Origin of the sequence: Bacillus sp. AR13-1 (assembly GCF_008042285.1) — a bacterium.
GTDB classification, from domain to species: domain Bacteria; phylum Bacillota; class Bacilli; order Bacillales; family Bacillaceae_G; genus Bacillus_A; species Bacillus_A mycoides.
The window spans coordinates 21969-48711 of sequence record NZ_QNUA01000007.1 but is presented as its reverse complement, the minus strand read 5'-3'; the positions used below and the strand labels follow the sequence as shown (position 1 = coordinate 48711).

The following is a 26743-nucleotide window of genomic DNA, read 5'->3' as shown; positions in this document are numbered from 1 at the left end:
CCCCTTATTCCGAATGCTCAGCACGGTGCGCTAAACGACTTGAAGCAGCGGCAGCGATTCCGCCAACGATATCATCAAGGAATGTATGCACCTTTCCAGTTGATTTATCATTTAAGTATTCTAAAATACCTGGTTTTAATTTATCGATATATCCAAAGTTCGTGAAGCCAATTGACCCGTACACGTTAACGATTGAAAGTGCGATGACTTCATCAATTCCATATAGTCCTTCATCGCGTTTTACGATATCTTGTAACGGCTGACTTAGCATTCCTTTTTCAGCAAGGACATCAAGTTCAATGCCTGTAATAAGAGCGTTTTGTACTTCTCGTTTTGATAGTACACGCTCAACGTTATAGCGACATTCTGACATCTCTAAATTTGCATGGTATTTCTTTTGAAGAAAATGAACAAGATCAGCAATATCGTCAATTGTTACACCGCGCTCTTGTAATAGTTGTAATGCTCTTTCTTGTAGTTGATTTGAGTCTTTCATGTTTATCACCTTTTTTTCTTTTTAGTATTTGTATACGTTTCGTTGCTTTATCATGTGCATAGGAATGAAAGGCGAGCACAAGCTCATATATATAAAGAAAAACCATAGGTGGCGACTGCGATGATTCAGCATATTTATGAGCATTATCACATGCATGTTAAAGAATTAATCCCCCTTGGCCCCTATAAAAGCTTTTGGATTCGCAACAAAATTTATGTACTTGTTCCAATTGGAGAAATGGAGGAAGAAGTACTTGTAGAGATGAAAAAGCTCAGTGATTATATGAACCAGCAAGGGGATATAACTGTTTCGACTTTCGTTCCGACTATACACGGCTACTATGTAAGTGAGATAGAAGAAAAAAATTACTGCTTATTAAAAGGTATGCGTATGTTAGAGCGACATGCTACATCATTAGGAAGTGAGCTTTCTATATTCCATAAACGTGGCGCATTCTTTCCAGAAGAAGTTGAGCAATTAAGCCGCATTGGTGAATGGAAAGCATTATGGGAAAAAAGGCTCGACCAATTAGAAAGGTTTTGGCAATCGCAAGTGATGAACCATCCTTCAGACGTATTCGATCAATTGTTTATTGAATCCTTCCCGTATTACTTAGGAGTTGCAGAAAATGCAATTCAATATGTTGTCGATACAGAAATGGACGATACACCACAAATAACTGACGCAGCAACAATTTGCCAAGAACGATTTACACCTTTATTATGGCAGCAAACGAAGCGTTTAAAACTTCCTTTTGATTGGGTATATGATCACCCAAGTAGAGATATAGCAGAATGTATTCGCTATATGATGATAGAAAAAAAGAAAGATTGGGAGCAAACGGTAGTTCAATTCATTACAGATTATGAACGTAATTATTCGCTCTCTTCATTTGGTTGGCGCTTATTATTCGCAAGGCTTCTGTTCCCGCTTCACTACTTTGAAACGATTGAACGATATTATCAAACAGGAAACGAAGAACAAAAAGGCATATATAGAGCCCGTTTAGAAATCATTTTACATGATGTGAAGCGCACTGAGCAATTTATGAATCATTTTTACGAGTCATTTCGTTTACCTGTTGATAAGTTAGGCATTAGGAAATTAGATTGGCTGTCTTAAAATGAAAAAAGAGACCGGGTGAGGTCTCTTTTTTATATATCACAATTGTATGTAATACATTATGCCCCTACCTGTTGATCTGCACATATATTTAAAATGAATTGATGTCTTTCGATTTTTTCATTTACTTTACTCAATAATTCTTGCTGGATTTCTTTAAATAAAAATTGATAACTTGCATTCCATGTTGGTATAACGGATGAAAGGTCTAATAAATACTCTTTTTTCTTTTCTAGTTCTTGAATTGTTAAGAAAGTGTTCCCCATTCTTGGCATGTGTCGTCCCCCTATGTTTTTTTCTGTATATGTGTGAACGATTCTATAGTATTAATTATCGCATTTTTTGAGAAGGATTTCCAATTTTGTTTTATGATGTTAAAGGGGAAGTGTTATTTGAATAAAAAAAGAGACCCATTTGGGTCTCTTTCTAGGAAGCGATTCTGAACGAGCCGCTTCTGCTTTTAGATTAAAATACTTGTTCTACTTCAATAACGCCTGGTACTTCTTCAAGTAGTGCGCGTTCGATACCAGCTTTTAGTGTGATTGTAGAACTTGGGCAGCTTCCGCAAGCACCCATAAGGCGTAATTTTACGATACCTTCTTCAATGTCTACTAATTCAACGTCTCCGCCATCGCGAAGTAAGAATGGACGTAATTTATCTAATACTTCTAATACTTGTTCTTGCATATGTGGGTTTTCCATTTTTATCGACTCCTTTCATCAGTTTTATTATAATCAAGATAGAGGGGAAAATCTATTTTTTCTGTTCTTGTTTTATTGTCGAAATTTTTTATCATGTTTACAACGTGTTTTTTCAGTATAGGGGTATAGAATAAATTTGTAAAATGATGTGCTTATGTACTAAGACATCTGAATATACTGTTGAAACAAGAAGTGGGGGAGAAGAAATGGTTAATGTGCAAGTGTATGGGACGAAAGTAATTTGTGCGAGCTGCGTTGGAATGCCATCTTCAACAGAAACGTTTGAGTGGTTACAAGCAGCGATTGGTCGTAAATATGAAGGACAAGAAAATAAATTTAATTTCGAGTATATTGATTTTCAAGAAGAACAAGAAGATGAAGATAAAAAAGCATTCGCAGAGCGCGTAGTGGAAGAAGATCTATTTTATCCGGTCGTTCTTGTAAATGGAGAAATTGTTGGAGAAGGAAATCCTCGTTTGAAGGATGTTTACGAAGAAATCGAGAAATATTTATAAAGCAGGAAGCCTTTGCGAATTTGCGAAGGCTTTTTTTATTGGAGGGATAGATGTGGAGAATGGAATAAAACATGCTTTACCAGAAGAAGTAAAGCAATTAATGGAGCAGTACATAGTAGAATTAAAAGAAATTTTTTCGGATGAAAAAATAGTCGGGGTATATATTTACGGATCAATCGCGCTAGGAGCATTTCATATAGAAACGAGCGATGTTGACTTTGTTACGGTAATAAGTGATTCCGTGAATGAAGCTGAAAAACAACAAATTATAGAACTGCATAAAAAAAATAGTAAAAGTACGTTAGGTAAAAGAATGGATGGTATGTATATTCCGCTTGCTGATTTAGGGAAATACAATGATGAAATGAATGAGTACGTGTATTGTGCAGATGGTAAGGCTGATATTGGTCATTGGGATATTAACGCGGTCACATGGTGGACATTGAAAAATCAAGGTATTACAGTTAGCGGGAAAGAAGTAGAAGACCTTTCCTTTCAAATAAAGTGGGACGATGTAGTAAATACAATGAAATACAACGTAGAACATTACTGGCTTGAAAAAGCGAAGCGTCCTTATTTATTTTTCATAGAAGAATGGGTAGAATCAGCTGTCGTTACGATGGGACGTATTTTATATACGTTAGATCATGAAACAATCGTTTCAAAAGATAGAGGATTACAATACTTATTAGAACGTTCAGCGAAAGAATGGGAGCCTTTATTAAAAGAGGTAGAGCGAATGCGAAATAATCCAAAGGGAAAGCGCAAGCTCTCTATTTGGAGGAGGGCTGATATGACGAAGAGGTATTTGCTGTGTTTGATTGAAGAGTGTAGGGGGAAGTGGTAGGTGAATAGTAAAAGCATCCTTCATATAAAGGATGCTTTTACTATTTTTATATAATGAAAAAGTACTTTGCAAGGAATGAGAAGTCGAAAGATAATCTAAAATATGGATAGTTTCATGTGAAACATTATGCAATAGACTGTTCTTTTTGATGTTTATCCCGCATTAACGGGCAGTAAGACTCTCACTTCAAAATTCGGCTGGAGCAAAGAAGTTAGATGGGAGATCAACTGCCCGTAAAAGCCCGATTGGTGAAGGCTAATAATCAGTGGTGGATGAACAAAACCCCCACTGATTAAAGTTTCACTTTATAATGAAATCTTGCACTATTGCGCACTCCTTTAGAGATAGGTTTACTCTTCATCTTCATCATAATTGTATGTAGTTAAGTTTTGTAAGAAGCTTTCAAAATTAGGTGCTAATTCAATAATTTCCTCAAACTCATTATCGATAAATATAACTGGAGGATTTTCAGCTACGTTTCGATAGTCTAGTGCAATCCACGTATGTCCGTCACCAGATAAAAGCACGATATTCTCAGGCATGTCCCATTCCTGAATTAAATAATGGCTCTCTAAAATACTAGATTCATTTTCATCAAAAGAAATGCCATATAATCCAGAAACATTAACGTGATCGTCTGCCCAAGAATTTGGCTCTGAAGTAGGATGAGCATCTAATCGAAGAGTTCCTCCGTTTTGTTCTTTTAGAAGATTTATGTACGATTCTGGGAGCTTTACGTTTAGTACTTCTTCTGCTTTTTTTATTAGTTCGTCGTTAATAGGTGCTAATTTTAAATAGTCATCTTCTGCCCAAAGTGTAGTCTTCATATTTGGTCACCTCAAATAATAGTTTTAAGAATCTTATTTCATATATTATAGTTAGTTTAAATGACGAGCAATAGAAAGGGGGAATAAATATGGATGTATTTGAATACCTTGATCATGTAAATTCTAAGGAAGACTTGTTGAAGTTTCTTGTATATCTTCAAAAGGATTTCAAAGTGAATCAAGATGAATGGGAGAATATAGAGGTAGAGACTTATTTAGAGGCATTACATGGTTGGTTAGGTGCTTATGAAGGTGTTTATATAAATCAAGGGGGGGAGAAGCTTCCAGAAAATATTCCATGGAAGTTTATTGCCCAGATGTTGCTTGCAGCAGCTTATTATGAATAAAATTAAATTTTTAAAAGATCTAATGGAGAAGATATTATGATTAACCACAATAAAATTAAACAACTTTTAGCACATGTAGATCGCGCTGAGGATAATGAAATTGAGTTAGAGTGTGAATTTGAACCTATGACAATCGAATTATTTAATAGTGAAGAAATAGAAGAAGGACAACTTGGTTATAGCTTTGATGAGGGAGGGCAAAGCTTAGTCGGAAATGAAGAGGGAGATTGGAAAGACGGGTGGATTGTAATTGGGATAGATTCTTATCTTGGAGATCCGATCTTTGTAGATAGTAATGATGAGAATTGTCCGGTTTATACAGCTATGCATGGTGAGGGAGATTGGGAGCCAGAATGTATAGCTAAGCGTATAGAAGATGTTATTGAGAAAGTGAAGGGTAATGTGGGATAGTTGTGTAAGTGGAAATATGTTTGAAATAGTAGAGAGCTAATTTGTGAAGTCTCTTAAGTCGAGATTTTAGGCTAGGTCATATTACAATAGTAGTTTAATAGGAGAAGGGTGTGTCAAAATGATTTTGATACATCCTTTTTTGCGAATATACAAGATGTTTAACATAGTGTATTAAATGTCTTATATATGAGTATTCTAATATACTTAATAGTAAAATGGAATATAGAATGGATAATTGTCGGAATGTATTCGATTTTTGTTCATTTTTATGAAATATAACTATTTTTTGTTAGATTCCTTCTTTTTATAGATATACAATAAAGTTATATAGAAATAAGAGAAGGATGATGTACGTGAAGGACACTGTTTTACAGGAAGCGATAGCTCCTAAAGAGTTACATAAAGTTGTGAGAAATAATACTGCATATTACGACTTTAAGTGGGGGAAAGCAAAAGATCCCGAGAAGGGAAATAGTTGGAACTGGATAGCCTTTTTCTTCCCATTATTGTGGTTAGCTTATCGCAAGATGTATAAATTATTTATTATTATTGCATTAGTAGGAGTTCCTACTTTAATTACCTCTGTTTTTATAGATATCCCGATGTGGATCGATTTTATTGTTTATTTCGGAACTATGCTATTTACTGGATGGCAAGGGAATCGTTTATATTACAAGCATACAGTTCGTGTTTTACATAAGGCAAAAGAGTTATCTGATGCACAACACAATTATTACTTCCAAACAAAGGGTGGCACTCATGTTGGGATTATGCTTGGATTAAATGCGTTATTATTTGTAGTATTTGGTGCAGCTGGTTATGGGTTATCGTATTTACCGACGGAACCAAATATAAAAGATGTAGTTCGTTTAAGTGATGAAGGGATTACATTGGAAGTTTTTACTGATGATCCAAAATGGACGTATGTAAAAAAAGAAGGACGTTTTGATATAGTAGAATTTACTGGTTATGATTATGAGGAAAAAAAGGATGTAAAGGTTAAGTTCGCTGTGTATTTAGATAAACAGAGATTTGAATGGAAAGAAATTTATTTAAACGATAAAAAGTTAAATGAAGAAGAAGCAGAAGAGTATCAATTTTATATTGAAGAAAATGCCTGGTATTAATATAAATAGATAATGATGTATCGCAAAAAGAAGAGTCTAATGAAGATTCTTCTTTTTATTTATGAGAAAGGATATGTAACAAGAAGAGAAAAACATTAGTAAACAAACGCCATACTAATTGAAATTTTGTAAAATACAATAAAAAATGAGAATTTGAGGTAGGCTTGTCAATAACGTGAGACTATGGCAGTATAAAGAAATGCTATACAAATTTTATTTATCGACATGTAAAAATTCGATTTGATTTTTACGTATAAATAATGAACGGAGGAAATGAATTTATGGCTACTTTACCAAATTGTCCAAAATGTAATTCAGAATATACGTATGAGGATGGCGCTCTTTTCGTATGTCCAGAATGTGCCCATGAGTGGGGTCAAGAAGCGGAAGCTGAAAGTAATGATGGTGCAAAAGTTGTAAAAGATGCGAATGGAAACGTTCTTCAAGATGGCGATGCTGTTACTGTAATTAAAGATTTAAAAGTAAAAGGAACTTCTTCAGTTGTAAAGATTGGTACGAAAGTAAAGAGTATCCGTCTAGTTGAGGGAGATCACGATATTGATTGCAAAATCGACGGTTTCGGAGCTATGAAGTTAAAATCACAGTTCGTTAAGAAAGCGTAAGATTAGCAAAGAAAAAAGACGCTCTGTAAGTAACTTGCAGAGCGTCTTTTTTATGATTGTACTTCAACTTCTTTCAACTGGCACCGCTTATTAAAGAACGTTTTATACCCAAGCTGTAAGAAGATAATAACAGAGAAAGCTGTACTTCCAGAAATGCCAAGTATAATCGCAATTTGATATTGGATAGCTGTAAATGGTGATACACCGGATAAAATTTGTCCTGTCATCATGCCGGGAAGACTTATAATTCCCATTCCGACCATGGAATTAATTGTTGGTAAAATAGCAGAATCGAAAGCGTCCCGTATGAGCGGAGCAGCTGCTTGTTTTGGAGTTGCGCCAAGCATAAGTGCACCTTCAATATGGTCTCTTTGTGATTTCATACTGTTTAAAAAGGTGTTTGCCCCGAGGCAAATACCTGTCATAGCATTACCGATTAGCATGCCGGCAATAGGAACGATATACTGCGGAGCATACCAAGGATCGTGTCCGATAATGACAAAGATAAATAGTAGAAGAGGGCCAATTGATCCAGCAATCATGGAGAGGGCAGCTACTCGTTTTAATTCTTTTGACATTGGAATATTAACTCGTTTATAAATATTGAAAATCGCAAAGGTAGTAATAGAAGTAATGAGAGCTATTGTATAAAACGGATTACTATTTTCAAATATGTATGTAAGAACATATGCGACTAGTACGAGCTGAATTGTCATACGTAATGTAGCAATTGTAATTTGTTTCTCACGCGGTATTCCTTTTAATTTCACAAGCCCGATTAAAATAAGGATGAAAATATATGCAGCTGCAAGTTGCCAAATTTGTAGTTCAATAACGCCCTTCAATTGATAGCACTTCCTTTCTAGTTGCACCGTTTGTTTTACTAATTTCAATAATATCGTCTGCGATTTCTTCTGGAAGTTGTTGCGAGTGCGTGATGAAGATAACTGTTTTTTTCTTTTCTCTTGCTAGCATAGTAAATTGTTTCATAACGCGGCGTTCTGTGTCACCATCTAGCGCAGAAGTTGGTTCATCTAATAAATAGACGGGCGGATCCATTAGTATAATACGAGCGAAAGCAAGTCTTTGTTTTTCGCCACCTGATAAAGAAGAGGCGTTATCTTCTAATTTTTTATCTAGGCTAACAGTCGTTAATGCGCCTTGCAGGGCGTCGTCATTTGGAAATGGCTTTTCAGAAAATCGAAGCCCCATTAATAAATTATCTTTAATTGTTCCATCAAAAATAGGCGGAGTTTGTCCGAGCATGACAACTTCACGGCGTAATTGAATGGGAGGATAATCTAAAATAGATTTTCCGTTATATTCAATTGTGCCAGATGTTGGTGATTGTAAATCGTTTAACATGCGAAGTAATGTGCTTTTACCACTACCACTTTCACCGATAATACAAGTTGTTTTTTCTTTTTGAATCTGTAAATAAGGAATGTGTAGAATATCTTTATATGTGATGTCTTTTAATATAAACATAAATTGCTCCTTTCTGATTCTAGTTATATCGTATCAAAAAGAGAGAAAAATAGAAAAATAAAGTCTCTTTAGAAGGAACATCTTTTTTCTTTGTTTTAAAACTTTGCGCGTGGCAGGAAAAGGCACTGACGGATCCTATACATAGCCAGTCCTTTTCGACCATTTAAAAAAATGCTTTTTTGTCGGTTTTTCATAGAATGACTGAGTAGTTACAAAAAATGAATAGAAAAAGGCTGTCTACTATGTAGGCAGCCTTTAAAGTATTAACCGTTATGATATTTGTACATCCAAAGAAGACCGGATTTTAATAATCTCGGTACACGTCCCATTAATGGTTGGTTTGCTAGTAAACCAAATCCATGTTTTTTGCCGAGAGAACCGAGAACACCTTTTAATTTAATAACAGGCAGTTCATCAGGAAGGGGTTCATTATTCCAACGTTTTAATAATATTTGGACAATTTGTTCTCCTTGACCTTCAGCAAGTTGAGCAGATGGTGCGTGTGGAAGTGCTGCACAATCTCCTACGACATAAACGTGCTCGTTATTTGGAATATTGTGATATTTCGTTAAAACAACCCGTCCGCTACCATCTTGTTCTACTGGAAGGTTTCGAACAACTTCATTTGCTTGAATACCAGCTGTCCAGACGATTGCATCACATTCAAGTGGTTCATCATGGTTGTATACAATGTTTGGTTCCACTTTTGTAATGTTAGAGTTTCGTATAATGGTAACTTTATGTTTTACAAACCATTCTTCTACGTATCTACTTAATTTCTCTGGATATGGGAATAAAATTCTATCTTTTCGATCAAATAAATAGATTTTTAAATCCGAACGGCTTTCGCGAAGTTCACTTGCCACTTCAACGCCGCTTAAACCAGCCCCAACGACAGCTACTGTTGCATTTGGTTCTAAGCTATTTAATTGTTCATATGTCTTACGTGTTTGTTCAATTGATTGTAGGCTATGTGTATATTCCTTTGCCCCAGGAACGTTATGATATTTATCTTCACAGCCAAGCCCGATAATTAAATCATCATATTGAATCGTTTCACCGCCATCGAGATGAACGGCTTTCGTTTCGAGGTCAATATTTGTTACTGTTCCGTATTGAATATTGAGACGTGGGTGCTCAGGAAACGGTATGCGAATATGCGTTTCTGAAATTGTACCCGCAACTAATGCATAATATTCAGTTTTAAAGCAATGATATGGTACTTTGTCGATTAATGTCACTTGTACATCATCTGGAAGTTGGTTGCTTGGAAGTAGCCGCTGCAGAATTCTCATTCCACCGTAGCCACCACCTAGTAGTACGAGGTGTTTCATGATGGATTACCCCTTTTCTGTTGAAATATCCCCTAATCATACAATTTTATATTAATAAAATATTTTGACTTTACACAATCAAATTATATCGAATTTGTGAACAAATAACAATGCATGAATGAATACTCTGTTGTACAATAAGAAGAAAAGTAAAGTAAGTGGTTTTCATTTTCTAGTTACTATTTACTATTTCATTATGAGTAGTATGTTATATAAAGAAGACCATCTATTATGAAGTGAAATAGTGAAGTAACTAAATAGTTTAGAATATATAACGAAAACAACAAGAAAAAGCTTAGTTTTCTTCTTATAAATAAAGTGGAATGGTAACAAGTAGAGAGGGTTACTTATCCGTTTCGCAAATTAGGTATGCACATACCATATAAAGTAAATGGTAATTTGTTTAGAGATACAGGGGGGAGAGAGTTTTGATTAAACCATTAATCGAATTTTGTGTAGGTAACCTTGCAAGCGGTTCGCAAGCAGCTTTAGAAAAATTAGAAAAAGATCCTAATTTAGACGTAATGGAATATGGTTGTTTAGGATATTGTGGCATCTGTTTTGAAGGTCCATTTGCACTTGTAAATGGTGAAGTGGTACAAGGTGCAACAGTAGAAGAACTTGTAAATAATGTATATGATTATATGGATGAAAATCCAATGTTTTAAAGCGTTGCAAACAGGCAACGTTTTTCTTTTTTCATTTATCCCGCTATTTGCGGGCAGTAAGACTCCCACCTCAAAATTCAGCTGAAGCAAAGAAGTTAGGTTGAAGCCCTGCTGCCCGTCCCCCACTGATTAAAGTTTCACTTTACTAGGAGTGTTTATTTCGAAAAAAAAAGCCCTTTTAGAAGGGCTTTTTTCTTACACGATTTGTGTAAGAACGGCTTATTGCCAAAACACTGTCAAATATGAGAAACGGGGGACATTCATATTGTTTTCTAAAAGCATGCATTTTATACTTGAAATAATAAATTATTTTTGGAGTGAATAAAAATGAGCCAATTTTCTTTTACAAAAATGCATGGTCTTGGAAATAGTTATATATATGTAAATATGTTTGAGGAACAAATTAGAGAAGAAGATTTAGCAATTGTAGCGGAAAAGGTTTCAAATATTAATACTGGTATTGGTGCAGATGGAATGATTTTAATTTGTCCTTCTGACGTGGCACCAGTAAAAATGCGCATGTTTAATAACGATGGCTCAGAAGGAAAGAGCTGTGGAAATGGTTTACGCTGCGTAGCGAAATATGCGTATGAGCATAAACTAGTAGAAGGTAAAGTTTTCACAATTGAAACGTTAGCGGGCATTGTTACGGCAGAAGTAACGGTAGAAGATGACAAAGTTACATTAGCGAAAATCGACATGGGAGCACCTCGTTTAACACGTGAAGAGATACCGATGCTTGGTGAAGGAGAAACACCATTTATTCGTGAAAACTTCTTATACAATAATCACCGTTATGCATTTACAGCTGTTTCAATGGGGAATCCACATGCGGTTATTTTTGTTGATGATGTAGAAAAAGCGCCTCTTACAACGTTAGGACCGGTTCTTGAGACGCATGAAATGTTCCCAGAGCGAGTGAATGTTGAATTCATCGAGATTTTGAATGATGAAGAGATGAATTTCCGCGTTTGGGAACGAGGATCTGGTGTAACACAAGCTTGCGGGACAGGAGCATGCGCAGCTGTCGTTGCGGCAATTTTAAATGGGAAAATGGAACACGGTAAAGAAATTACGGTTCACTTAGCAGGCGGCGACTTAATGATCGCATGGACAGAAGAAGGAAATGTATTAATGAAAGGACCTGCGGAAATAATTTGCCGCGGAGTGTATGAGTACAAGATAGAAGCGTAAAGATGTATAATAGAATGAGAACAGAAAGGATGGTGTATTTCATGATTGAAGTAACAGAACAAGCAGCTTTTCAAATTAAAGATATGTTAAAAGATGCTGAAGATGGAGAGAAGTACGTGCGCCTTGCTGTACATGGCGGCGGATGTAGTGGTCTTTCTTACGGCTTAGGATTTGAAGTAGAACCAAAAGAAGACGATACAGTTCTTGAGTTTTTCGGTGTTGAATTTGTTATCGATAAAGAAAGTGCTCCGATTGTAAAAGGAGTAAAAGTTGACTATAAGCAATCTATGCTTGGCGGCGGATTCACAATCGACAATCCAAACGCGATCGCATCATGTGGATGCGGATCATCTTTCCGTACAGCGTCGAATGCTGGTAAGCCAGAAGATTGCTAAGTTTTTTCATCCCTTTATTCTAAGTGGAAATTGAATGGGTAGGTTGCATATAAAGACCTTCTTAGCGATGAAACCAAATCGTTAGGAAGGTCTTTTCTTTTGCGCTAAAAAGAAAAAGAGCATGACAAAGATAACGAATACATGCAAGAAGAAGGCTAAAGAGGATGCATGAAGGTGCAGGCTATATCGAATTGTATAGAACTGACTCGTTCCATATTAATTAAAATACGCTGATTACTAGAAATTAAAAACTACCGGAGGAATTACAATGAAGTCATTTAAGAAAGTACTGGTATTAGGGATGACGTTGGTTACAGCATCAATATTTGGAGCTTGTTCTAACGATACCGACGTGTTAACAAAAGCGGGAGCAAAGCAACAGGTGAAATCGGAAGCGGAAGTACTAAAAGAACAGAAGGAAACCCCTATGACTACGAGCGAACGTGACAGCATTAAATATGAGGACGCTACATCGTCACAGAAGCGTTATATTTCTCGTGACGAAGCCGAAAAGATTGAGGAAGGCATGACATATACGGATATCCTTAACAAGATTGACTACGGTGGTGAGAACATAAAACATTATAATAACAAGGAAAAACGCGTGTTTTATACTGAAAAGGATACGGATGGTACATATGAAATTATGGTTGAATTAAATACATATGGTTACGTTGTGAATATTGAACGCACTGCTATAAGGGATGCGGATAAAGAGAGTCCGGTATCTACGAAAAGCAGTGAAGAGCCTGTAAAGGAATATGAAGAAAAAAACGACCGCGTACCGTGGTATAAAGATGTAAATAACGATTCGGCGGAAGTAGACTATAATCACTATTTGAAAATCAAAAAAGGTATGCCTGCGAATCAAGTAAAAGCTGCGATTGGACAGCCACGTATGATTGAGAAATATAAATCGTATTCAGTATACGGCTATACCGGTTATGGCGGCGAAGGAACATTACGTGTAATCTTCGAACCAAATGGAACTGTTACGCAGGTAGTAGAAGATGGATTACAACGATAATAAATTAATTACGGGAACAATTGCAGTAAAGTTGTCGGTGGCTTTATAAAGTCTTGGAGAGAGAACCGTAAGTAATCGGAGAGGACAATGATGAACGAAGATAAGATAACGATAATTATGCTAGCAGTATTAACGATAGCGTTAGTATTTGTTGGGGTTTCATCCAAATTCAATAGCCTCATTGTGGACGCTATCGCCGTACTATTTTTGTTGATAGCTACTGCAGTAGGCGCAGCGGTTGTAACAGAACGTAGATTACGCAAAAAGAATGGGAAGTAGCAGTTCTTTGTACGAGCGGGAGGGGACGCAAGATTGACGATATTTTTGAATTCGTAAGGAGATATGTGATTAAACCTATAATTAGATTTGTAAGTTACCTTGTAATTGATATCATAATAGAGTGCGTAATAGAAGGTGTAATAAGCGGTATAAGGAAATTACGTGATAAGATTCGTGACAAGTGGAAAAATTGGCGTGGAAGACGTTATGGGCGTTAATAGATTGTCATGACTAGGCTAGATGAGTGTCAATAACGTTTTCAATGAAAAAACACTGATTAAAGTTTTAATTTACTATCTTACAAAAGTGTAATGTTCATGTCATGTTTTTGAATTTCTTCTTTAAAGCTTAGGCCTTAAGATAACAATATAAGAAAAACATATGAGGTGAAGGAAATGAAAAGATATATTGCACTTTTTAGTATTTTAGTTGTATTCGCAAGTTTGTTAGTTGGCTGTGATTTAAACCGTATGGGTAAAGATGAGTATTACGTTCAAATTACAGTAGATGGAAAAGAATATAATGGTAAAGCTGATAATGGTCAGCCGTATAAAGATTACGAATATAAACTAACTGGTTTTGATAAAGATGGTAAAGAGAAAGAGTTAGAATTCATAGCGCAAAAAAATCTTCGTAAAGAAGCATTCCTACGCGTATACCACTCAGATAAAAAAGGTGTAACAGCTTGGGAAGAAGTGAAAAAGGACGAGCTTCCTGCGAAAGTGAAAGAAAAATTAGGTGTGAAATAAGACAGATGGAAAAGGAATTGACGAACAGGGTCAATTCCTTTTTTCGTTCTCAAAATCCTCTTCTGAAATTACTTTAAATCCATGCCTTTTGAATAAAGCAGTTGTCACTCCGTAACCAGTTTGTTTATTGCCGTTAAATTCCCCTGTGTAAATAGTAGAACTACCACAAGATGGACTGCGTTCTTTTAAAATTATATATTCTGGGTTTAAAGCTTTTATTTGTTCTAATGCTTTATAAGCACCACGCACGAAAGCCTCCGTGACATTTTGTCCTTCTTTCGTCATTACTTTTGCTTTTCCATCTAAAACATCATCGCCATTACCGCCGATAATTTCAGCAGAAGGGCGTGGTGTTGGTAAACCGCCTAATACTTCGGGACAAACGAGGATGGTATCTTCCCTTTGTAATAACTCTTCTATTTTTGAAACGAGATTATCGTTACCGTCATACCGACAAGCAATACCACCTAAACAAGCACTAATTACAATCATATTTTCATCTCCAATAAAGTGAAAATTTAATCAGTGGGGGTTTTGTCCATCCCCCACTGATTATTAGTTGAACCAATCGGGCTTTTACGGGCAGTTGATCTCCCACCTAACCTCCTCGCATTCGCCGAATCTGGAGGTGGGAGTCTTACTGCCCATTAATGCGGGATAAAAAATATTAAATATCACGCCAATTTCTCTTCCTAGTTCTTACCTATAAGTGAGGTGATAAAAATGGGAAGCTTATATAATTTAATGAAACCATATAGTCAATTTCGAAGTAAAGAAGAGTTTAATACATATCAAAAACAAGTTTTGAAGTGCTATCGATTTCAAATGAATAAAACGGATTCTATCATTATTCATTTTTTAGGAAAGTATGCAGTGAATGAGAAACAGAAAACAGTGGGAGTTGCTTGTCCGTTAATGGAGACGATTGCTACAAATGTTGGAAAGAGTATTCGTACGGTACGCTGCTCGATTGCAAAGTTAGAGGAACTAGGGATTATAAAACGTGTTGCGACAAAAGAAAGATATAAGCGCGGGGGATATAGTGCAAACTTATATGTATTTCTTAAATCCGCAATTGACCGCATGGATGACCGTATGAAAATGTCCGCATGTGAAAGTGATGATCGTACAGATGGCTGTAGTGGAAACGAGCAAAAAAATGAGGGGGAAACAATTCTTTCTAAAAACATTCCACAAATAAAAGAGAAAAGAAAAGTAACGTACGAGCTTGATGAAACGTATTGTCGTCACGATATACCGAAGCCTTTTATATACGCACTGGTGCCGATGACGAGTAATCCGAAGAAGATTAATATATTTTGGAGTAAGGTGGAACTTGCTTATAAAAAGAGCGGATTACTAGAGCAAGGTGCTTTATTAGAGGGAATATTAGCTGATGAAGAAGTGTGTGGAAATTTAATTTGGAGGGTGAAAAGTGTTGTGAGAGCGTATAAGTACGGAGAAATTCGTAAAGATGTTGGAGCACTATTGTATAGTACGATGCGAGATTTATTTTTAGAAATTGGATTAGAGTGGGGAGCGGCATTAAGGAGAAGTAAGGGAATACCGTTATTCGATCCATTTAAAAAGGAGCCATGCGTATAATACATGACTCCAAGTAGCTAATCGAACTTTCTTACAACTGGAACACGAATTGCTACAAATAGTACAAAGACGATAACAGCGATTGCACCGCTTTTCATAACCGTTACAATTGGAATGCCTACCCCAAGTGCAAGCGATGTAAATGCGTAAGAGAGCGGAATGAATCCCATCGATGAAAGCATGAGTAAGCTCATAACGCGTCCCATCATCTCTTCTTTTACTGTTGATTGAATCATTGCCATAAGTGGAACGATAGCCATCGCAATTGTAATACCGTAAAACATTCCAGCTAATAACGCTTGCCAAAGTACGCTGCTAAAGTTGATGGCTAGGAAGAATACACCAGACAGTAGCATCATGATAATACAAAATAGGCCACGTCTACGGTTAATGTTTTTTAATCCGACAATGACAGCTCCTATCGCCATCCCGCCGCCAACAGACGCTTCTAAGTAACTAAACTGAAGTGAATCACCGTGCAGGACGTTTTTGACGAAGAGCGGAAATCCTACTTGCATTGGGCCGATTAAAAATAAGTTTAAAAAGGCGCTACATATAAGGAAAGTTGAAAGAAATGGTGATTCTTTTACATATAAAATTCCCTCTTTAATAGAAGTAAACATGCCTTTATCTGTTTCATTTTTTTCGGGTACGGTAAATTGTATTTTTTGAACGAGTATTGCAGCGATAATGAGTAGCAGGATTGTAATTGAAAAAATTGTTTCATAGTTCGTAAATTTAATGAGAATACCGCCAAGTACAGGTCCTAAAATGACAGATGCTTGGTTTGTCATTTGAGTAAGTGAATTTGCTTGTGTTAAACGGCTCTTTTCTACAAGTTCAGGCAGAATAGATCCATCTGCTGACCAGAAGAAAGCGTCAGCAAGTCCGAAGAACAATGCGAATAAAGCAAATGTATATAGTGTTACATCACCGACGATGAACCAGGTGAGAATAGTTGCGACAAGAATAGCGCGAATAATATTAGAGTAAAACATGATATTTTTTTTCGGGAATTTATCAGCTAATGCTCCGCCGATAATCATAAAGATGAGCCTTGGAACACTAAGAGCCACGAAAACAATACCGAGTGAAGCCTCAAGGTTTAATGTTTTTGCTATGTACCATGTTTGTGAAAAAGTAAAAAAGGCTAAAGCAAAGCTTGAAAAGAGAGTAGCTGCCCAAAGAAAAAGGAAATTCGTATTTTTTAATAACGGTTTTCCGCTTCCTTCTAAAGCAGATTTATTTTGTTGTAGTTCCTCCATATTGCTTCCTTTCTATGTACCGATTTTAGACTGAAAAACCTATTAACAATCGTTTTATCCCGCGTTAACGGGCAGTAAAACTCCCACCTCAAAATTTGGCTAGAGCAAAGAAGTTAGGCGGGAGTCGGGCTGCCCGTAACCACCCGATTGGTGAAGGCTAATACTCAGTGGGGGATGAACAAAACCCCCACTGAGCATAGTTTCACTTTATACAGTTTCTAATAGTTCTATACTGCACTTTCTCATTGTAGACAATAATAATGAATTTGCACAGTGGCTATTTAACGACAAAAAAGAAGATACCAAAGGGTATCTTCTTTTTTGTCATTCAGGCTAAAGCAATATAAATATCCAATTGTACGTTATTTGGATCAACTGCACTTTCGTCATAAAGCTCAAAGTCTGCTGTAAAAGCACGTGTGTTTTCTTTCGACCATTGCCAAATATATTCCCAAGCTTCACAAACGACTTCAGACACAGGACCTTTTCTCGTTGTAAATACCGCATACGTAGCAGCAGGTATTGTTAAGGTTGTCATATTTTCAGGAACTTCTTCTAATGAAGAAACAGGCATGCCGATAGTAAATTGATATGTACCAGTTTCATCCGATTCGTAGTTTGAGTAGAAAGCGAATGTTTCTTTTGTTTGTTGATTTGGAATTTGATGCATGATTTTTTCTTGGAAGTAGCGATTCCAAAGCACCGGAATCTTTCCTTCATTTGATGCTTCTTTTTCGTTTGTAGTTGTAATAGAAACACCGATTGCTTGGAAAGCTTCTTTTTTTACGATAATAGGTTCTTTCATTAATAAAACCTCCCTTTATTAAATGAAACGTACGTTCTGTTTTATTGTAACATATTTTGGAAAGAAGCAGTGTTTTTTATCAAATTGCGATGTATTTTAGTTAGGAAAAAGAGAGAGTATGAAAAGAACTCCTTTCATGTAAAAGGAGCTCTTTTCATTTCTATATTAAAACATACTTGAGCTATGCATTGGTTGAAGTTTTGCGTTTGGATCGAAGTAAGCTTTTGCATTGTTTACTGCTGTCGGTGCTTCACCAAAGCCGCAAGCAATGAGTTTTACTTTTCCTTCATATGTACAAATGTCACCAGCAGCGTAAATGCCAGGAATATTTGTTTCCATTTTTGAGTTCACGAGGATGCTGTTTTTTTGAATATCTAAGCCCCAATTTTTAATTGGACCAAGTGAAGAAACGAAGCCGTAGTTTACGATTACGTCATCAACATCGATGATAATTTTTTCTTCTGTTTTTACGTGCTGAAGAACAACTTGTTCAATAGTATCATCACCAATAAGTTCAACTGGAACGTAAGGTGTGCTTACTTCTGCACGGGAATTCATTAAGCTTTCTACGCTATGTTCATGTGCACGGAATTTATCACGGCGATGAACAATTGTAACTTTGTCCGCGATCGTTTCTAACATCATTGTCCAATCTACTGCTGAGTCACCGCCGCCGAATACAACGACGCGTTTTCCAGCAAATTTATTCATATCATCAACGAAATAATGTAAGTTTTTCTTTTCGTATTTTGCTGTGCCTTCTAATTCTAAGCGGCGTGGTTGGAAAGCACCATTGCCAGCAGTAATGATGACAGATTTAGAGTAGTGAGTTTGTTTATTTGTAACAAGTTTAAATATACCGTCAGCTTGTTTTTCAAGCGTATCAACAGCTTCTTCTAAGCAAATAGTTGGATCGAACTTTTTCATTTGCTCTTTTAAGTTATCAACTAACTCTTGTGCACGCACTTTTGGGAATCCAGCTACATCATAAATATATTTTTCGGGATATAGTGCGGATAATTGCCCTCCAAGTTGAGGTAAGCTTTCAATGATTTTTACACTTGCTTGTCTCATTCCGCCATAAAATGCAGTGAATAGTCCTGTTGGGCCACCACCAATAATCGTTATGTCGTAAACTTTTTGATTTTCTGTCACTTTCATTCCCCCTATAGATGGAATTTTAATATTGATTTCATATATTGTTCATATGTACACGAAAATCCTGCAAATGATGACACTTTCAAATAAATGATAGCATATTTCAGTTAATAATACTTCTGAAAACGACTGAATAATAAGTAAGTTTGCGTATAGATGTTTTAGAATCGTATAAAATACAACGGAAGGAAAATACATGAAAAAAAGGCTAAAAAATCCTTGAAAACGCTATGTTATTTTAAAATATCGATAATTCTCTAGGTGCTTGAATTATGGAATGAAACCGACTAATATAGGGAAGTATTATGTTAAATTTCTATGACAAATTTCGTACGATTTTTTGACTGCGTTTTGTTATGATATAGAATGTGATAAATTCCACATTCTTGACAAATAGAGTTTTTAGTACTTGGTATTATTTTTTATTACTATTATATAAAGAAAAGGGTTGTGATTTAGTGAAGACTCCAAAAATCGTAGTTTTAGGTGCAGGTTATGGCGGGATGATTACGACTGTTCGTCTGCAAAAAACATTATCTGTAAGTGAAGCTGAAATTACGTTAGTAAACAACAACAGCTATCACTACCAAGCAACTTGGTTACATGAGAGTGCAGCTGGTACATTACAAGATGATAAAATCTGTCTAGATATTCAAGACGTTATCGATACAAATAAAGTGAACTTTGTACAAGATACAGTAGTAGAGATTAAAGCTGCTGAAAAACGTGTTATCTTAAAAGATGGTGAATTAGAGTATGATTACTTAGTAATCGGTCTTGGTTTCGAATCAGAAACGTTCGGAATTAAAGGATTAAAAGAGCATGCATTCTCAATCACTAACATTAATGCAACTCGTCAAATTCGTGAGCATATGGAAGAAAAATTCGCTCAATATGCGACTGAAAAACGTGATGAGTTAGTAACAATCGTTGTTGGTGGCGCTGGATTTACTGGTATCGAGTACGTAGGTGAGCTTGCAAATCGTATTCCTGAACTTTGCAAAGAGTACGATGTTCCACGTGAAAAAGCACGTATCATCTGTGTAGAAGCTGCTCCAACAGCACTTCCTGGTTTCGATCCAGCATTAGTAGAGTACGCTGTAAAACAACTTGAGAAAAAAGGTGTAGAATTCCGCATCGGTACAGCAATTAAGGAAGCAACTGAAGAAGGTATTATCGTTGCCAACGGTGATGATGCTGAACTTCTTAAATCTGAAACTGTAGTTTGGGCTGCAGGTGTTCGTGGTAATGGTATTGTGGAAGAGTCTGGATTTGAAGCAATGCGCGGACGTATTAAAGTGGATGAGTACATGCACGCTCCAGGTCATGAAGATGTATTCATGGTTGGTGATGCAGCGTTAATCATCAACGAAGAGATTAACCGTCCATACCCACCAACAGCACAGATTGCAATTCAAGAAGGTTATAATATTGCACACAATTTAACTGTGTTAGTTCGCGGCGAAGGTGAAATGAAAAAGTTCGCATTTGATAATAAAGGATCTGTATGTTCATTAGGTCATGACGATGCAATGGGCGTTGTTATGGGTAAAAAGTTAACAGGTTGGAAAGCTTCATTCATGAAGAAAGTAATCGACAACCGTTACTTATTCTTACTAGGCGGACCTTTATTAGTTCTTAAAAAAGGTAAATTGAAGTTCTTTTAATATATAGTAGAAAAAGCAGAAACGGCTATGAGCTGTTTCTGCTTTTTTCGTATTGAAAATATAGTATAATATATAAAAAAGAAAGAATATTCTGTTCGTTTTGATGGAGGAGGTTATATCATGGGGAAGCGAGGGAAAGTGTGGTTAGCTGTCAGTGGCTTAGTAGCTACAGAAGATGGGAGATGGCTATTCGTTAAGAAAAAATACGGTGGATTGAAAGGGCAATGGTCTTTACCTGCTGGTTTTGTTAATGAAGGCGAGACTGTTGATGAAGCTGTGAAACGTGAAATTTTGGAAGAGACAGGCATTGTTGCTCATGTAAAGGGGATTATTGGTATTCGCTCAGGTGTTATTCATAATGAAATTAGTGATAATATGATTATTTTTCTTCTAGAGCCAGAGGGAGAAGACGTTATCGTACAGGAGAAAGAATTGTCGGAAGTAGCTTTTTTACATCCAGAAAATATTGCAGATGATCAAAATACTTCTGTACTCATCAAATATTTATTAGAAGGAAGAGCAGAGTCGCATTTTGAAATGGACAAAACATTAAATCCAGGAGAGCAATTTGGTTATACGGCTTATCATGTGTTTACGGCGTATGCGAAGGAGAGGGAGAAGAAGTGAGTATACCGGTACTACTTATTTCAATGATGTTGTTCTTTATTTTATTTTTTGGAATTGGATTTTTACTCAACATGATTTTGCGAGCTACGTGGGTAATGGTTATTGTATATCCGATTATTTGTATGCTTATTATTAATAAAGCGAGTGTATGGGACTATTTTTCAAAGCCAAAAGAAACATTTTCTTCATTTGGGACAAGTGTATCGCATTTAGGACACGCAGATGTGTTTATTCTATCTACTGGATTAGTAGGTGCTGCTTTAGCAGGAATCATAATTAAAAAACTTCGAAAAAGTGGATATCAAATGTTTTAATCTCCAATCAATTTGGAGATTATTTTTTTGCATATTCCTTCATCGTATAGGGAATGATTAACGATGAAGGAGTGTGGAATATAAAAATGTTAAAACGATATTGTATTCGCATTATGATGACTTGTTTACTTGCATTCGCATTATGCGTAACATGGCAGGCTTTCACAGGAGTTTCTTTATTAGAGATTATAAAATTATATGAAGGAACAAGTGTAAAAGAAGTACATGCAGCAGAAATTGAGAAAAAAGTTGCTCCGAGTAAAGAAGTGATAAATGCTTTAGAGCAGGCAAATGACTGGTCTAAATATCGTGTTATAGAAATGACTGCAACTGGTTATACATCAGGTATAGAGTCGACTGGAAAGAGGCCGGGGCATCCAGAGTATGGCATTACATATTCAGGTGTTAAAGCAAAAAGGGATTTATATTCCACAATCGCTGCCGATTTACGCGTATTCCCGCTTGGGACAATTCTATTCGTGCCAGGTTACGGATATGGTGTTGTAGCTGATAAGGGCGGTGCTATAAAAGGAAATCGTCTCGATTTATATTATGATACGGTGAAAGATGTTTATAGCCAATGGGGTAAGAAAAAAGTAAATGTGTATATAGTGAAAATAGGAAATGGCAAGTTTTCGGAAGAAGAGTTAACGATGTTAAATCAAGACGAAACGATGCAAGTGTTTCGTGGACAATATTTAAAACAAAGATAGTCTAGTGGCAATAACGCTAGACTTTTTTCTTGTCTTATTTCACCATAGAAGATATTGGAGATAGCATCTTTATCCTGCTATTTGCGGCCGGTAAAACCCCCACTGATTAAAGTTTCACTTTATATGAAATAACAGAATTTAGAATTGTCGCATTTTATCGAAAATAAAGTTATAATGGACGTAGAGAAATTTAGGGGGTCTGAACATGTTTCAAGTACAAAAAGAATTAGTAAGTCATGAAGCGGTAATTGTTGCCTTATTTGAAGAAGATAAAAAGAGTAGCTTTGTACAAGAACTGGATAAAGCGTTTGAAGGACAATTACAAGTTTTATTAGAAGAAAAAGAACTTTCAACTAAGAAGAAAGCCATTTCAAAAGTACATAGCTTAGGAAAAACAAATGTTAAACGTTATTATTTTGTTGGTTTAGGTAAGAAAGAGTCATATACAACGGAAACGTTACGTGCTGCTCTTGGTAAGGCGTTTAAAGCATTACAAGCAGCAAAAGTACAAGATGCAGCAATCTTACTTGATTCTTTCGTGACAGATAAATTAGATGCGATTGATGTAGCTCATATTGCGGCAGAAGTACAAGGTCTTGGTACATATGAATTACAAACGTATAAAACAGATAAAAAGGATCGTGTAGAATTAGAGAAGTTTACGGCTATTACAGCAGAAGATGCACAAGAAATTGAAGCAGCATTAACTGTAGGATACGTACATGGACGTGCAACGAATTCAGCTCGTACGCTTGTAAATATGCCGCCAAACGTATTAACAGCGACAAAGCTTGCTGAGTATGCAGTTGAATTAGCAGAAAAATACGATATGGATTATAAGGTTCTTGAGAAAGAAGAGATGGAAGAGCTTGGTATGGGTGCATTACTTGCAGTAAACCAAGGATCTACTGAACCGCCAAAAATGATTGCTCTTATTTATAAAGGAAAAGAAGAGTGGAAAGATGTAATTGGATTTGTTGGAAAAGGGATTACATATGATACAGGCGGTTATTCTTTAAAACCACGTGAAGGCATGGTTGGTATGAAAGGTGATATGGGCGGAGCTGCAGCTGTTCTTGGCGCGATGGAGATCATCGGTGAACTTCGTCCAGAGCAAAATGTAATTGCTGTTATTCCATCAACTGACAACGTTGTAAGTGGTACAGCATTTAAGCCAGATGATGTTATTACATCTATGAGCGGAAAAACAATTGAAGTATTAAATACAGATGCAGAAGGTCGCCTAGCGTTAGCTGACGGTATTACGTATGCGAAGAAACTTGGCGCAAATTACTTAGTTGATGTTGCAACATTAACAGGCGGTGTAATTGTTGCACTTGGAAATCATACAACAGGCGCGATGACAAATAATGAAGAATTGTTTGAACAAGTGTTAGAGGCTTCTATGGAAACGGATGAGCCAATTTGGCAATTGCCGATTTTTGAACGTGATAAAGAACGTGTCAAAAACAGTAAATTTGCTGATTTAAATAACTCACCAGGCCGTGAAGGACATGCGGTTATGGCTGGGACATTCCTTGGTGAATTTGCAGAAGAAACACCATGGGTACACTTAGACATCGCTGGAACATCTGAAACATCAGGAGCACATGATTTAGGACCATCTGGAGCAACAGGTGCAATGGTGCGTACACTTGCAACACTTGTTGAGCGTTTCGGAGAAGAATAATTTTTGAAGAAAGGGCTGTCTCAAATTTTTGGGATAGCCTTTTCTTAGTGATATGGTATGACTATTGTAAGTTTTTGTCGGTAAGTCGATATATTTGGAGTTACGGTTAATATAATTTCATTTACTATTTTACCGTTTCAAAAAGTGCTACATAGTGAAAGATTCGTCCTATAAAGAAATCGTATATAACGTCCCGCCTAAAGCGAATGAAGTACGCCCTGTTTCCTCAGAGACAACTAATATAAGTGCATCAATTTTCTCGGATAAGCCAATTGCAGCCCTATGACGTGTTCCTAGCTCAGGATTGATTTCCATGCTTTTTGTTAATGGGAGAATATTAGCTGCTGAGACAATATGATTATTTTTAATGAGAACGGCTCCGTCATGAAGAGGGTTCCCTGGATAAAAAATCGATTCAAGTAGTGGCGCGGTTAAGTGTGCGTTTAATGTCGTTCCAGTTTGAATGAAAGAATCAATAGCGTCACTTCGTTCCACAATAATAAGAGCACCGTGTTTTCGAGCGCTTAAATGTTGGACAGCTGTAGTGATGAAATGTGAACTTTCCGTATAAGGTGATAAATATGCTTGAATATAATATGTAGCTGCTAACGTCTGTACATTTGTTAACATATGATGAATATCTTCCATTTTACATAAAATACATTCATCTTCTTTATCGATTGCATGCTTCATGTTTGATAATTCTTTTTCAGCAATTTCAATCATCTGCTTTGTTTTTATTTTGAGCTCTTCTGACAAGCCCCATTCTTGCATAATCCTCATTCCCTTTGGTGGAGTATTTAACCATAGTGTATACAAATATTTATAGTAAAATCCTGCTAGATTTTAAAAAATATTGAGATTCAGGTTGTTTTTTTCATATAATGAAGGTACGACAGGCGAGAGGAGATGGAAGTATGAATTGGAAACAAGAATTTAGTCGCTGGCTTTCATATGCAGAATTAGACGCAGAATTAAAAGAACAGCTAGAAAACATGAAGCAAGATGAGAAGAAAATCGAGGATAGCTTTTATAAAAATCTAGAGTTCGGAACAGGTGGTATGCGTGGTGAACTTGGTGCTGGTACGAACCGTTTAAATGTATATACAGTTCGTAAAGCAACAAAAGGATTAGCTATGTTTATTGAAAAACTAGGTGAAGAAGCGAAAAAACGCGGTGTTGTTGTCGCGTATGATTCTCGTCATAAATCACCTGAATTCGCAATGGAAGTAGCTGCTACTCTTGGTGCACACGGTATTACAACATATGTATTTGAAAGCTTACGTCCAACACCAGTGCTTTCTTTCGCAGTTCGTCATTTACATACAGCAAGTGGAATCGTTCTTACGGCAAGCCATAATCCGCCCGAATATAACGGTTATAAAGTATATGGTGAAGATGGTGGCCAGTTGCCTCCAAAGGAAGCTGATGAGTTAATTAGCTACGTAAATGCAGTAGAGAATGAATTAACAGTTGAAGTTGCTGATGTTGAGCAATTAAAAGCTGACGGTTTATTACATATAATTGGACAAGAAGTAGATGATGCTTATGCAGCAGAATTGAACAATGTCATTATTAATAAAGAGATGGTGAAAGAAGTAGGAAAAGATTTAAAAATCGTCTTTACACCATTGCATGGAACATCAAATATTTCGGTACGCCGTGGTTTAGAAGAAGTTGGATTTACAGATGTAACAGTTGTAAAAGAGCAAGAGTTACCAGATCCAAATTTCTCTACAGTAAAATCACCAAACCCAGAAGAGCATGCAGCGTTTGAGTATGCAATTCGCGACGGTGAAAAAGTAGGCGCAGATGTGTTAATCGCAACAGATCCTGATGCAGACCGTCTAGGTGTAGCAGTTCGCAATCACGATGGTGAGTTCCAAGTATTAACTGGTAACCAAACAGGTGCGTTAATGCTTGATTACTTATTATCACAAAAGAAGGAAAACGGAACGCTTCCAGAAAACGGTGTTGTTTTAAAAACAATCGTAACGTCTGAAATTGGCCGTACAATCGCAAAAGCATACGGTTTAGATACAGTTGATACGTTAACTGGATTTAAATTTATCGGTGAAAAAATTAAACAGTATGAAGAAAGCGGACAATATGAATTCCAATTCGGTTATGAGGAAAGCTACGGTTATTTAATCCGTCCATTCTGCCGTGATAAAGATGCGGTGCAATCCGTCCTATTTGCATGTGAAGTAGCTGCATACTACAAATCACAAGGTAAAACGTTATACGATGGTCTGCTAGAAGTATTTAAGAAGTATGGGTTCTTCCGTGAGGACCTTGTATCGTTAACGTTAAAAGGAAAAGATGGTGCCGAACAGATTCAAAAGATGATGGCAACATTCCGTGAGAATCCTCCGAAAGAAGTAGCTGGTTTAACAGTTGTTGCAGTTGAGGATTATAAAGAAAGCATCATTACAACGTTACAAGATGGAAATAAGGAAGAGATTCACTTACCGAAATCAAATGTGTTAAAATATCAATTAGAAGATAGTTCTTGGTTCTGCTTACGTCCATCTGGAACAGAGCCGAAAATTAAATTCTACTTTGGTGTACAAGATGATTCCTTACAAAATAGTGAACAAAAGTTACTTACTATTAAAGAAGATATTATGAATTGTTTATAATAGAATAGAGTGCTACTGATAGGAAAAGAGGAGAACGGAGAACGGCCTCCTCTTTTCTTGTAGTTTTGTTTGATGTAGAGGATTATTACGAGCGAGTGTTATAAAT

General features: G+C 36.4%; 33 protein-coding genes. 21 read left to right on the top strand and 12 right to left on the bottom strand.

Annotated elements, in window-relative coordinates; all coding sequences use genetic code 11:
- Positions 1 to 4: 4 nt before the first annotated feature.
- A complete protein-coding gene (locus DN408_RS04640; protein WP_002015902.1) occupies positions 5 to 496 on the bottom strand; it encodes a phosphatidylglycerophosphatase A family protein in 492 nt (163 codons plus the stop codon).
- A gap of 120 nt (positions 497 to 616) precedes the next feature.
- On the opposite strand from DN408_RS04640, the gene yutH reads away from it, so the two are divergent.
- The gene (gene yutH / locus DN408_RS04635) at positions 617 to 1618 is read left to right on the top strand and encodes a spore coat putative kinase YutH (RefSeq protein ID WP_002089339.1); all 1002 of its coding nucleotides are present in this window, start codon (positions 617 to 619) and stop codon (positions 1616 to 1618) included.
- A gap of 59 nt (positions 1619 to 1677) precedes the next feature.
- Here yutH and DN408_RS04630 read toward each other — a convergent pair whose 3' ends face one another.
- Together DN408_RS04630 and DN408_RS04625 are read right to left on the bottom strand one after the other, a co-directional pair.
- Positions 1678 to 1893, bottom strand: a complete 216-nt coding sequence (locus DN408_RS04630) for a hypothetical protein (RefSeq protein ID WP_001137788.1) — start codon at positions 1891 to 1893, stop codon at positions 1678 to 1680.
- Positions 1894 to 2083: 190 nt separating this feature from the next.
- Positions 2084 to 2320 carry a NifU family protein gene (locus DN408_RS04625; protein ID WP_000431159.1) on the bottom strand — a complete coding sequence of 79 codons (237 nt, stop codon included), beginning with the start codon at positions 2318 to 2320 and terminating at the stop codon, positions 2084 to 2086.
- Between the two features lie 206 nt (positions 2321 to 2526).
- Here DN408_RS04625 and DN408_RS04620 point away from each other — a divergent pair, with 206 nt between their 5' ends.
- Together DN408_RS04620 and DN408_RS04615 are read left to right on the top strand one after the other, a co-directional pair.
- Positions 2527 to 2835 carry a YuzD family protein gene (locus tag DN408_RS04620; protein ID WP_000248590.1) on the top strand — a complete coding sequence of 103 codons (309 nt, stop codon included), beginning with the start codon at positions 2527 to 2529 and terminating at the stop codon, positions 2833 to 2835.
- A 52-nt stretch (positions 2836 to 2887) separates the two neighbouring features.
- Positions 2888 to 3682, top strand: coding sequence for a nucleotidyltransferase domain-containing protein (locus DN408_RS04615; RefSeq protein ID WP_002015900.1), 795 nt, complete (start codon positions 2888 to 2890; stop codon positions 3680 to 3682).
- 350 nt (positions 3683 to 4032) lie between these two features.
- On the opposite strand, the gene DN408_RS04605 is transcribed toward DN408_RS04615, so the two are convergent.
- Entirely contained in the window at positions 4033 to 4509 is a 477-nt protein-coding gene (locus tag DN408_RS04605) for an SMI1/KNR4 family protein (RefSeq protein WP_002015882.1), read from the bottom strand.
- 89 nt (positions 4510 to 4598) lie between these two features.
- On the opposite strand from DN408_RS04605, the gene DN408_RS04600 reads away from it, so the two are divergent.
- The 4 genes from DN408_RS04600 (at position 4599) to phnA (ending at position 7017) form a co-directional block, all read left to right on the top strand.
- Positions 4599 to 4856, top strand: a complete 258-nt coding sequence (locus tag DN408_RS04600; protein WP_078177957.1) for a DUF7660 family protein — start codon at positions 4599 to 4601, stop codon at positions 4854 to 4856.
- Between the two features lie 36 nt (positions 4857 to 4892).
- Positions 4893 to 5267: a hypothetical protein gene (locus tag DN408_RS04595; protein WP_002167451.1), complete on the top strand. Its 375-nt coding sequence runs from the start codon at positions 4893 to 4895 to the stop codon at positions 5265 to 5267.
- A 353-nt stretch (positions 5268 to 5620) separates the two neighbouring features.
- On the top strand, positions 5621 to 6394 hold the full coding sequence (locus DN408_RS04590; RefSeq protein WP_002166528.1) for a DUF2628 domain-containing protein: 774 nt from the start codon (positions 5621 to 5623) through the stop codon (positions 6392 to 6394).
- A 281-nt stretch (positions 6395 to 6675) separates the two neighbouring features.
- Positions 6676 to 7017, top strand: coding sequence for an alkylphosphonate utilization operon protein PhnA (phnA, locus tag DN408_RS04585; RefSeq protein WP_002089332.1), 342 nt, complete (start codon positions 6676 to 6678; stop codon positions 7015 to 7017).
- A gap of 50 nt (positions 7018 to 7067) precedes the next feature.
- Here the strand turns inward: phnA and DN408_RS04580 are convergent, their stop codons facing one another.
- From DN408_RS04580 to DN408_RS04570, 3 genes are all read right to left on the bottom strand, one after another.
- Complete coding sequence (locus DN408_RS04580) at positions 7068 to 7862, bottom strand: ABC transporter permease (protein ID WP_002129719.1); 795 nt, start codon at positions 7860 to 7862, stop codon at positions 7068 to 7070.
- The gene (locus DN408_RS04575; protein ID WP_002129718.1) at positions 7846 to 8505 is read right to left on the bottom strand and encodes an ABC transporter ATP-binding protein; all 660 of its coding nucleotides are present in this window, start codon (positions 8503 to 8505) and stop codon (positions 7846 to 7848) included. The genes DN408_RS04580 and DN408_RS04575 overlap by 17 nt, the downstream gene beginning before the upstream one ends.
- Before the next feature lie 263 nt (positions 8506 to 8768).
- The gene (locus tag DN408_RS04570) at positions 8769 to 9839 is read right to left on the bottom strand and encodes an NAD(P)/FAD-dependent oxidoreductase (protein ID WP_002015890.1); all 1071 of its coding nucleotides are present in this window, start codon (positions 9837 to 9839) and stop codon (positions 8769 to 8771) included.
- Positions 9840 to 10267: 428 nt separating this feature from the next.
- Here DN408_RS04570 and DN408_RS04565 point away from each other — a divergent pair, with 428 nt between their 5' ends.
- From DN408_RS04565 to DN408_RS04535, 7 genes are all read left to right on the top strand, one after another.
- Positions 10268 to 10507: a YuzB family protein gene (locus DN408_RS04565; protein WP_002015892.1), complete on the top strand. Its 240-nt coding sequence runs from the start codon at positions 10268 to 10270 to the stop codon at positions 10505 to 10507.
- Positions 10508 to 10834: 327 nt separating this feature from the next.
- Positions 10835 to 11701, top strand: coding sequence for a diaminopimelate epimerase (gene dapF, locus DN408_RS04560; RefSeq protein ID WP_002015893.1), 867 nt, complete (start codon positions 10835 to 10837; stop codon positions 11699 to 11701).
- 41 nt (positions 11702 to 11742) lie between these two features.
- Positions 11743 to 12096, top strand: coding sequence for a HesB/IscA family protein (locus DN408_RS04555; RefSeq protein ID WP_002034566.1), 354 nt, complete (start codon positions 11743 to 11745; stop codon positions 12094 to 12096).
- Positions 12097 to 12364: 268 nt separating this feature from the next.
- The gene (locus DN408_RS04550) at positions 12365 to 13123 is read left to right on the top strand and encodes a hypothetical protein (RefSeq protein WP_003192150.1); all 759 of its coding nucleotides are present in this window, start codon (positions 12365 to 12367) and stop codon (positions 13121 to 13123) included.
- Between the two features lie 87 nt (positions 13124 to 13210).
- The gene (locus DN408_RS04545) at positions 13211 to 13402 is read left to right on the top strand and encodes a hypothetical protein (protein ID WP_002166530.1); all 192 of its coding nucleotides are present in this window, start codon (positions 13211 to 13213) and stop codon (positions 13400 to 13402) included.
- Positions 13403 to 13434: 32 nt separating this feature from the next.
- Positions 13435 to 13620 carry a hypothetical protein gene (locus DN408_RS31895; protein ID WP_078178512.1) on the top strand — a complete coding sequence of 62 codons (186 nt, stop codon included), beginning with the start codon at positions 13435 to 13437 and terminating at the stop codon, positions 13618 to 13620.
- Between the two features lie 177 nt (positions 13621 to 13797).
- Entirely contained in the window at positions 13798 to 14151 is a 354-nt protein-coding gene (locus DN408_RS04535; protein ID WP_044439147.1) for a YxeA family protein, read from the top strand.
- Positions 14152 to 14181: 30 nt separating this feature from the next.
- On the opposite strand, the gene DN408_RS04530 is transcribed toward DN408_RS04535, so the two are convergent.
- Positions 14182 to 14643 carry a 2-thiouracil desulfurase family protein gene (locus DN408_RS04530; RefSeq protein ID WP_078178513.1) on the bottom strand — a complete coding sequence of 154 codons (462 nt, stop codon included), beginning with the start codon at positions 14641 to 14643 and terminating at the stop codon, positions 14182 to 14184.
- Between the two features lie 231 nt (positions 14644 to 14874).
- Between DN408_RS04530 and DN408_RS04525 the strand changes: the two genes are divergently transcribed.
- Complete coding sequence (locus DN408_RS04525) at positions 14875 to 15756, top strand: helix-turn-helix domain-containing protein (protein ID WP_147739968.1); 882 nt, start codon at positions 14875 to 14877, stop codon at positions 15754 to 15756.
- A 17-nt stretch (positions 15757 to 15773) separates the two neighbouring features.
- Here DN408_RS04525 and DN408_RS04520 read toward each other — a convergent pair whose 3' ends face one another.
- The 3 genes from DN408_RS04520 to DN408_RS04510 all read right to left on the bottom strand — a co-directional run bounded on the left by DN408_RS04520 (position 15774) and on the right by DN408_RS04510 (position 18981).
- On the bottom strand, positions 15774 to 17021 hold the full coding sequence (locus DN408_RS04520) for an MFS transporter (RefSeq protein ID WP_078178515.1): 1248 nt from the start codon (positions 17019 to 17021) through the stop codon (positions 15774 to 15776).
- A 328-nt stretch (positions 17022 to 17349) separates the two neighbouring features.
- Positions 17350 to 17826: a GyrI-like domain-containing protein gene (locus tag DN408_RS04515; RefSeq protein WP_002167457.1), complete on the bottom strand. Its 477-nt coding sequence runs from the start codon at positions 17824 to 17826 to the stop codon at positions 17350 to 17352.
- 165 nt (positions 17827 to 17991) lie between these two features.
- Entirely contained in the window at positions 17992 to 18981 is a 990-nt protein-coding gene (locus tag DN408_RS04510; protein ID WP_002184753.1) for an NAD(P)/FAD-dependent oxidoreductase, read from the bottom strand.
- Between the two features lie 461 nt (positions 18982 to 19442).
- On the opposite strand from DN408_RS04510, the gene DN408_RS04505 reads away from it, so the two are divergent.
- The 5 genes from DN408_RS04505 (at position 19443) to pepA (ending at position 23995) form a co-directional block, all read left to right on the top strand.
- Positions 19443 to 20651 carry an NAD(P)/FAD-dependent oxidoreductase gene (locus DN408_RS04505; RefSeq protein ID WP_078178516.1) on the top strand — a complete coding sequence of 403 codons (1209 nt, stop codon included), beginning with the start codon at positions 19443 to 19445 and terminating at the stop codon, positions 20649 to 20651.
- A 120-nt stretch (positions 20652 to 20771) separates the two neighbouring features.
- Positions 20772 to 21278 carry an NUDIX hydrolase gene (locus DN408_RS04500; protein WP_002015875.1) on the top strand — a complete coding sequence of 169 codons (507 nt, stop codon included), beginning with the start codon at positions 20772 to 20774 and terminating at the stop codon, positions 21276 to 21278.
- The gene (locus DN408_RS04495) at positions 21275 to 21592 is read left to right on the top strand and encodes a YuiB family protein (RefSeq protein WP_002089308.1); all 318 of its coding nucleotides are present in this window, start codon (positions 21275 to 21277) and stop codon (positions 21590 to 21592) included. Before DN408_RS04500 ends, DN408_RS04495 begins: the two co-directional genes overlap by 4 nt.
- Before the next feature lie 86 nt (positions 21593 to 21678).
- Positions 21679 to 22305 carry a 3D domain-containing protein gene (locus DN408_RS04490; RefSeq protein WP_002129706.1) on the top strand — a complete coding sequence of 209 codons (627 nt, stop codon included), beginning with the start codon at positions 21679 to 21681 and terminating at the stop codon, positions 22303 to 22305.
- Between the two features lie 205 nt (positions 22306 to 22510).
- Positions 22511 to 23995 carry a cytosol aminopeptidase gene (pepA, locus tag DN408_RS04485; protein WP_002129705.1) on the top strand — a complete coding sequence of 495 codons (1485 nt, stop codon included), beginning with the start codon at positions 22511 to 22513 and terminating at the stop codon, positions 23993 to 23995.
- Positions 23996 to 24163: 168 nt separating this feature from the next.
- Here pepA and cdaS read toward each other — a convergent pair whose 3' ends face one another.
- Positions 24164 to 24769 carry a sporulation-specific diadenylate cyclase CdaS gene (gene cdaS, locus DN408_RS04480; RefSeq protein ID WP_002129703.1) on the bottom strand — a complete coding sequence of 202 codons (606 nt, stop codon included), beginning with the start codon at positions 24767 to 24769 and terminating at the stop codon, positions 24164 to 24166.
- Between the two features lie 143 nt (positions 24770 to 24912).
- Between cdaS and DN408_RS04475 the strand changes: the two genes are divergently transcribed.
- Entirely contained in the window at positions 24913 to 26637 is a 1725-nt protein-coding gene (locus DN408_RS04475; protein ID WP_016127723.1) for a phospho-sugar mutase, read from the top strand.
- The last annotated feature ends 106 nt before the right edge of the window (positions 26638 to 26743 follow it).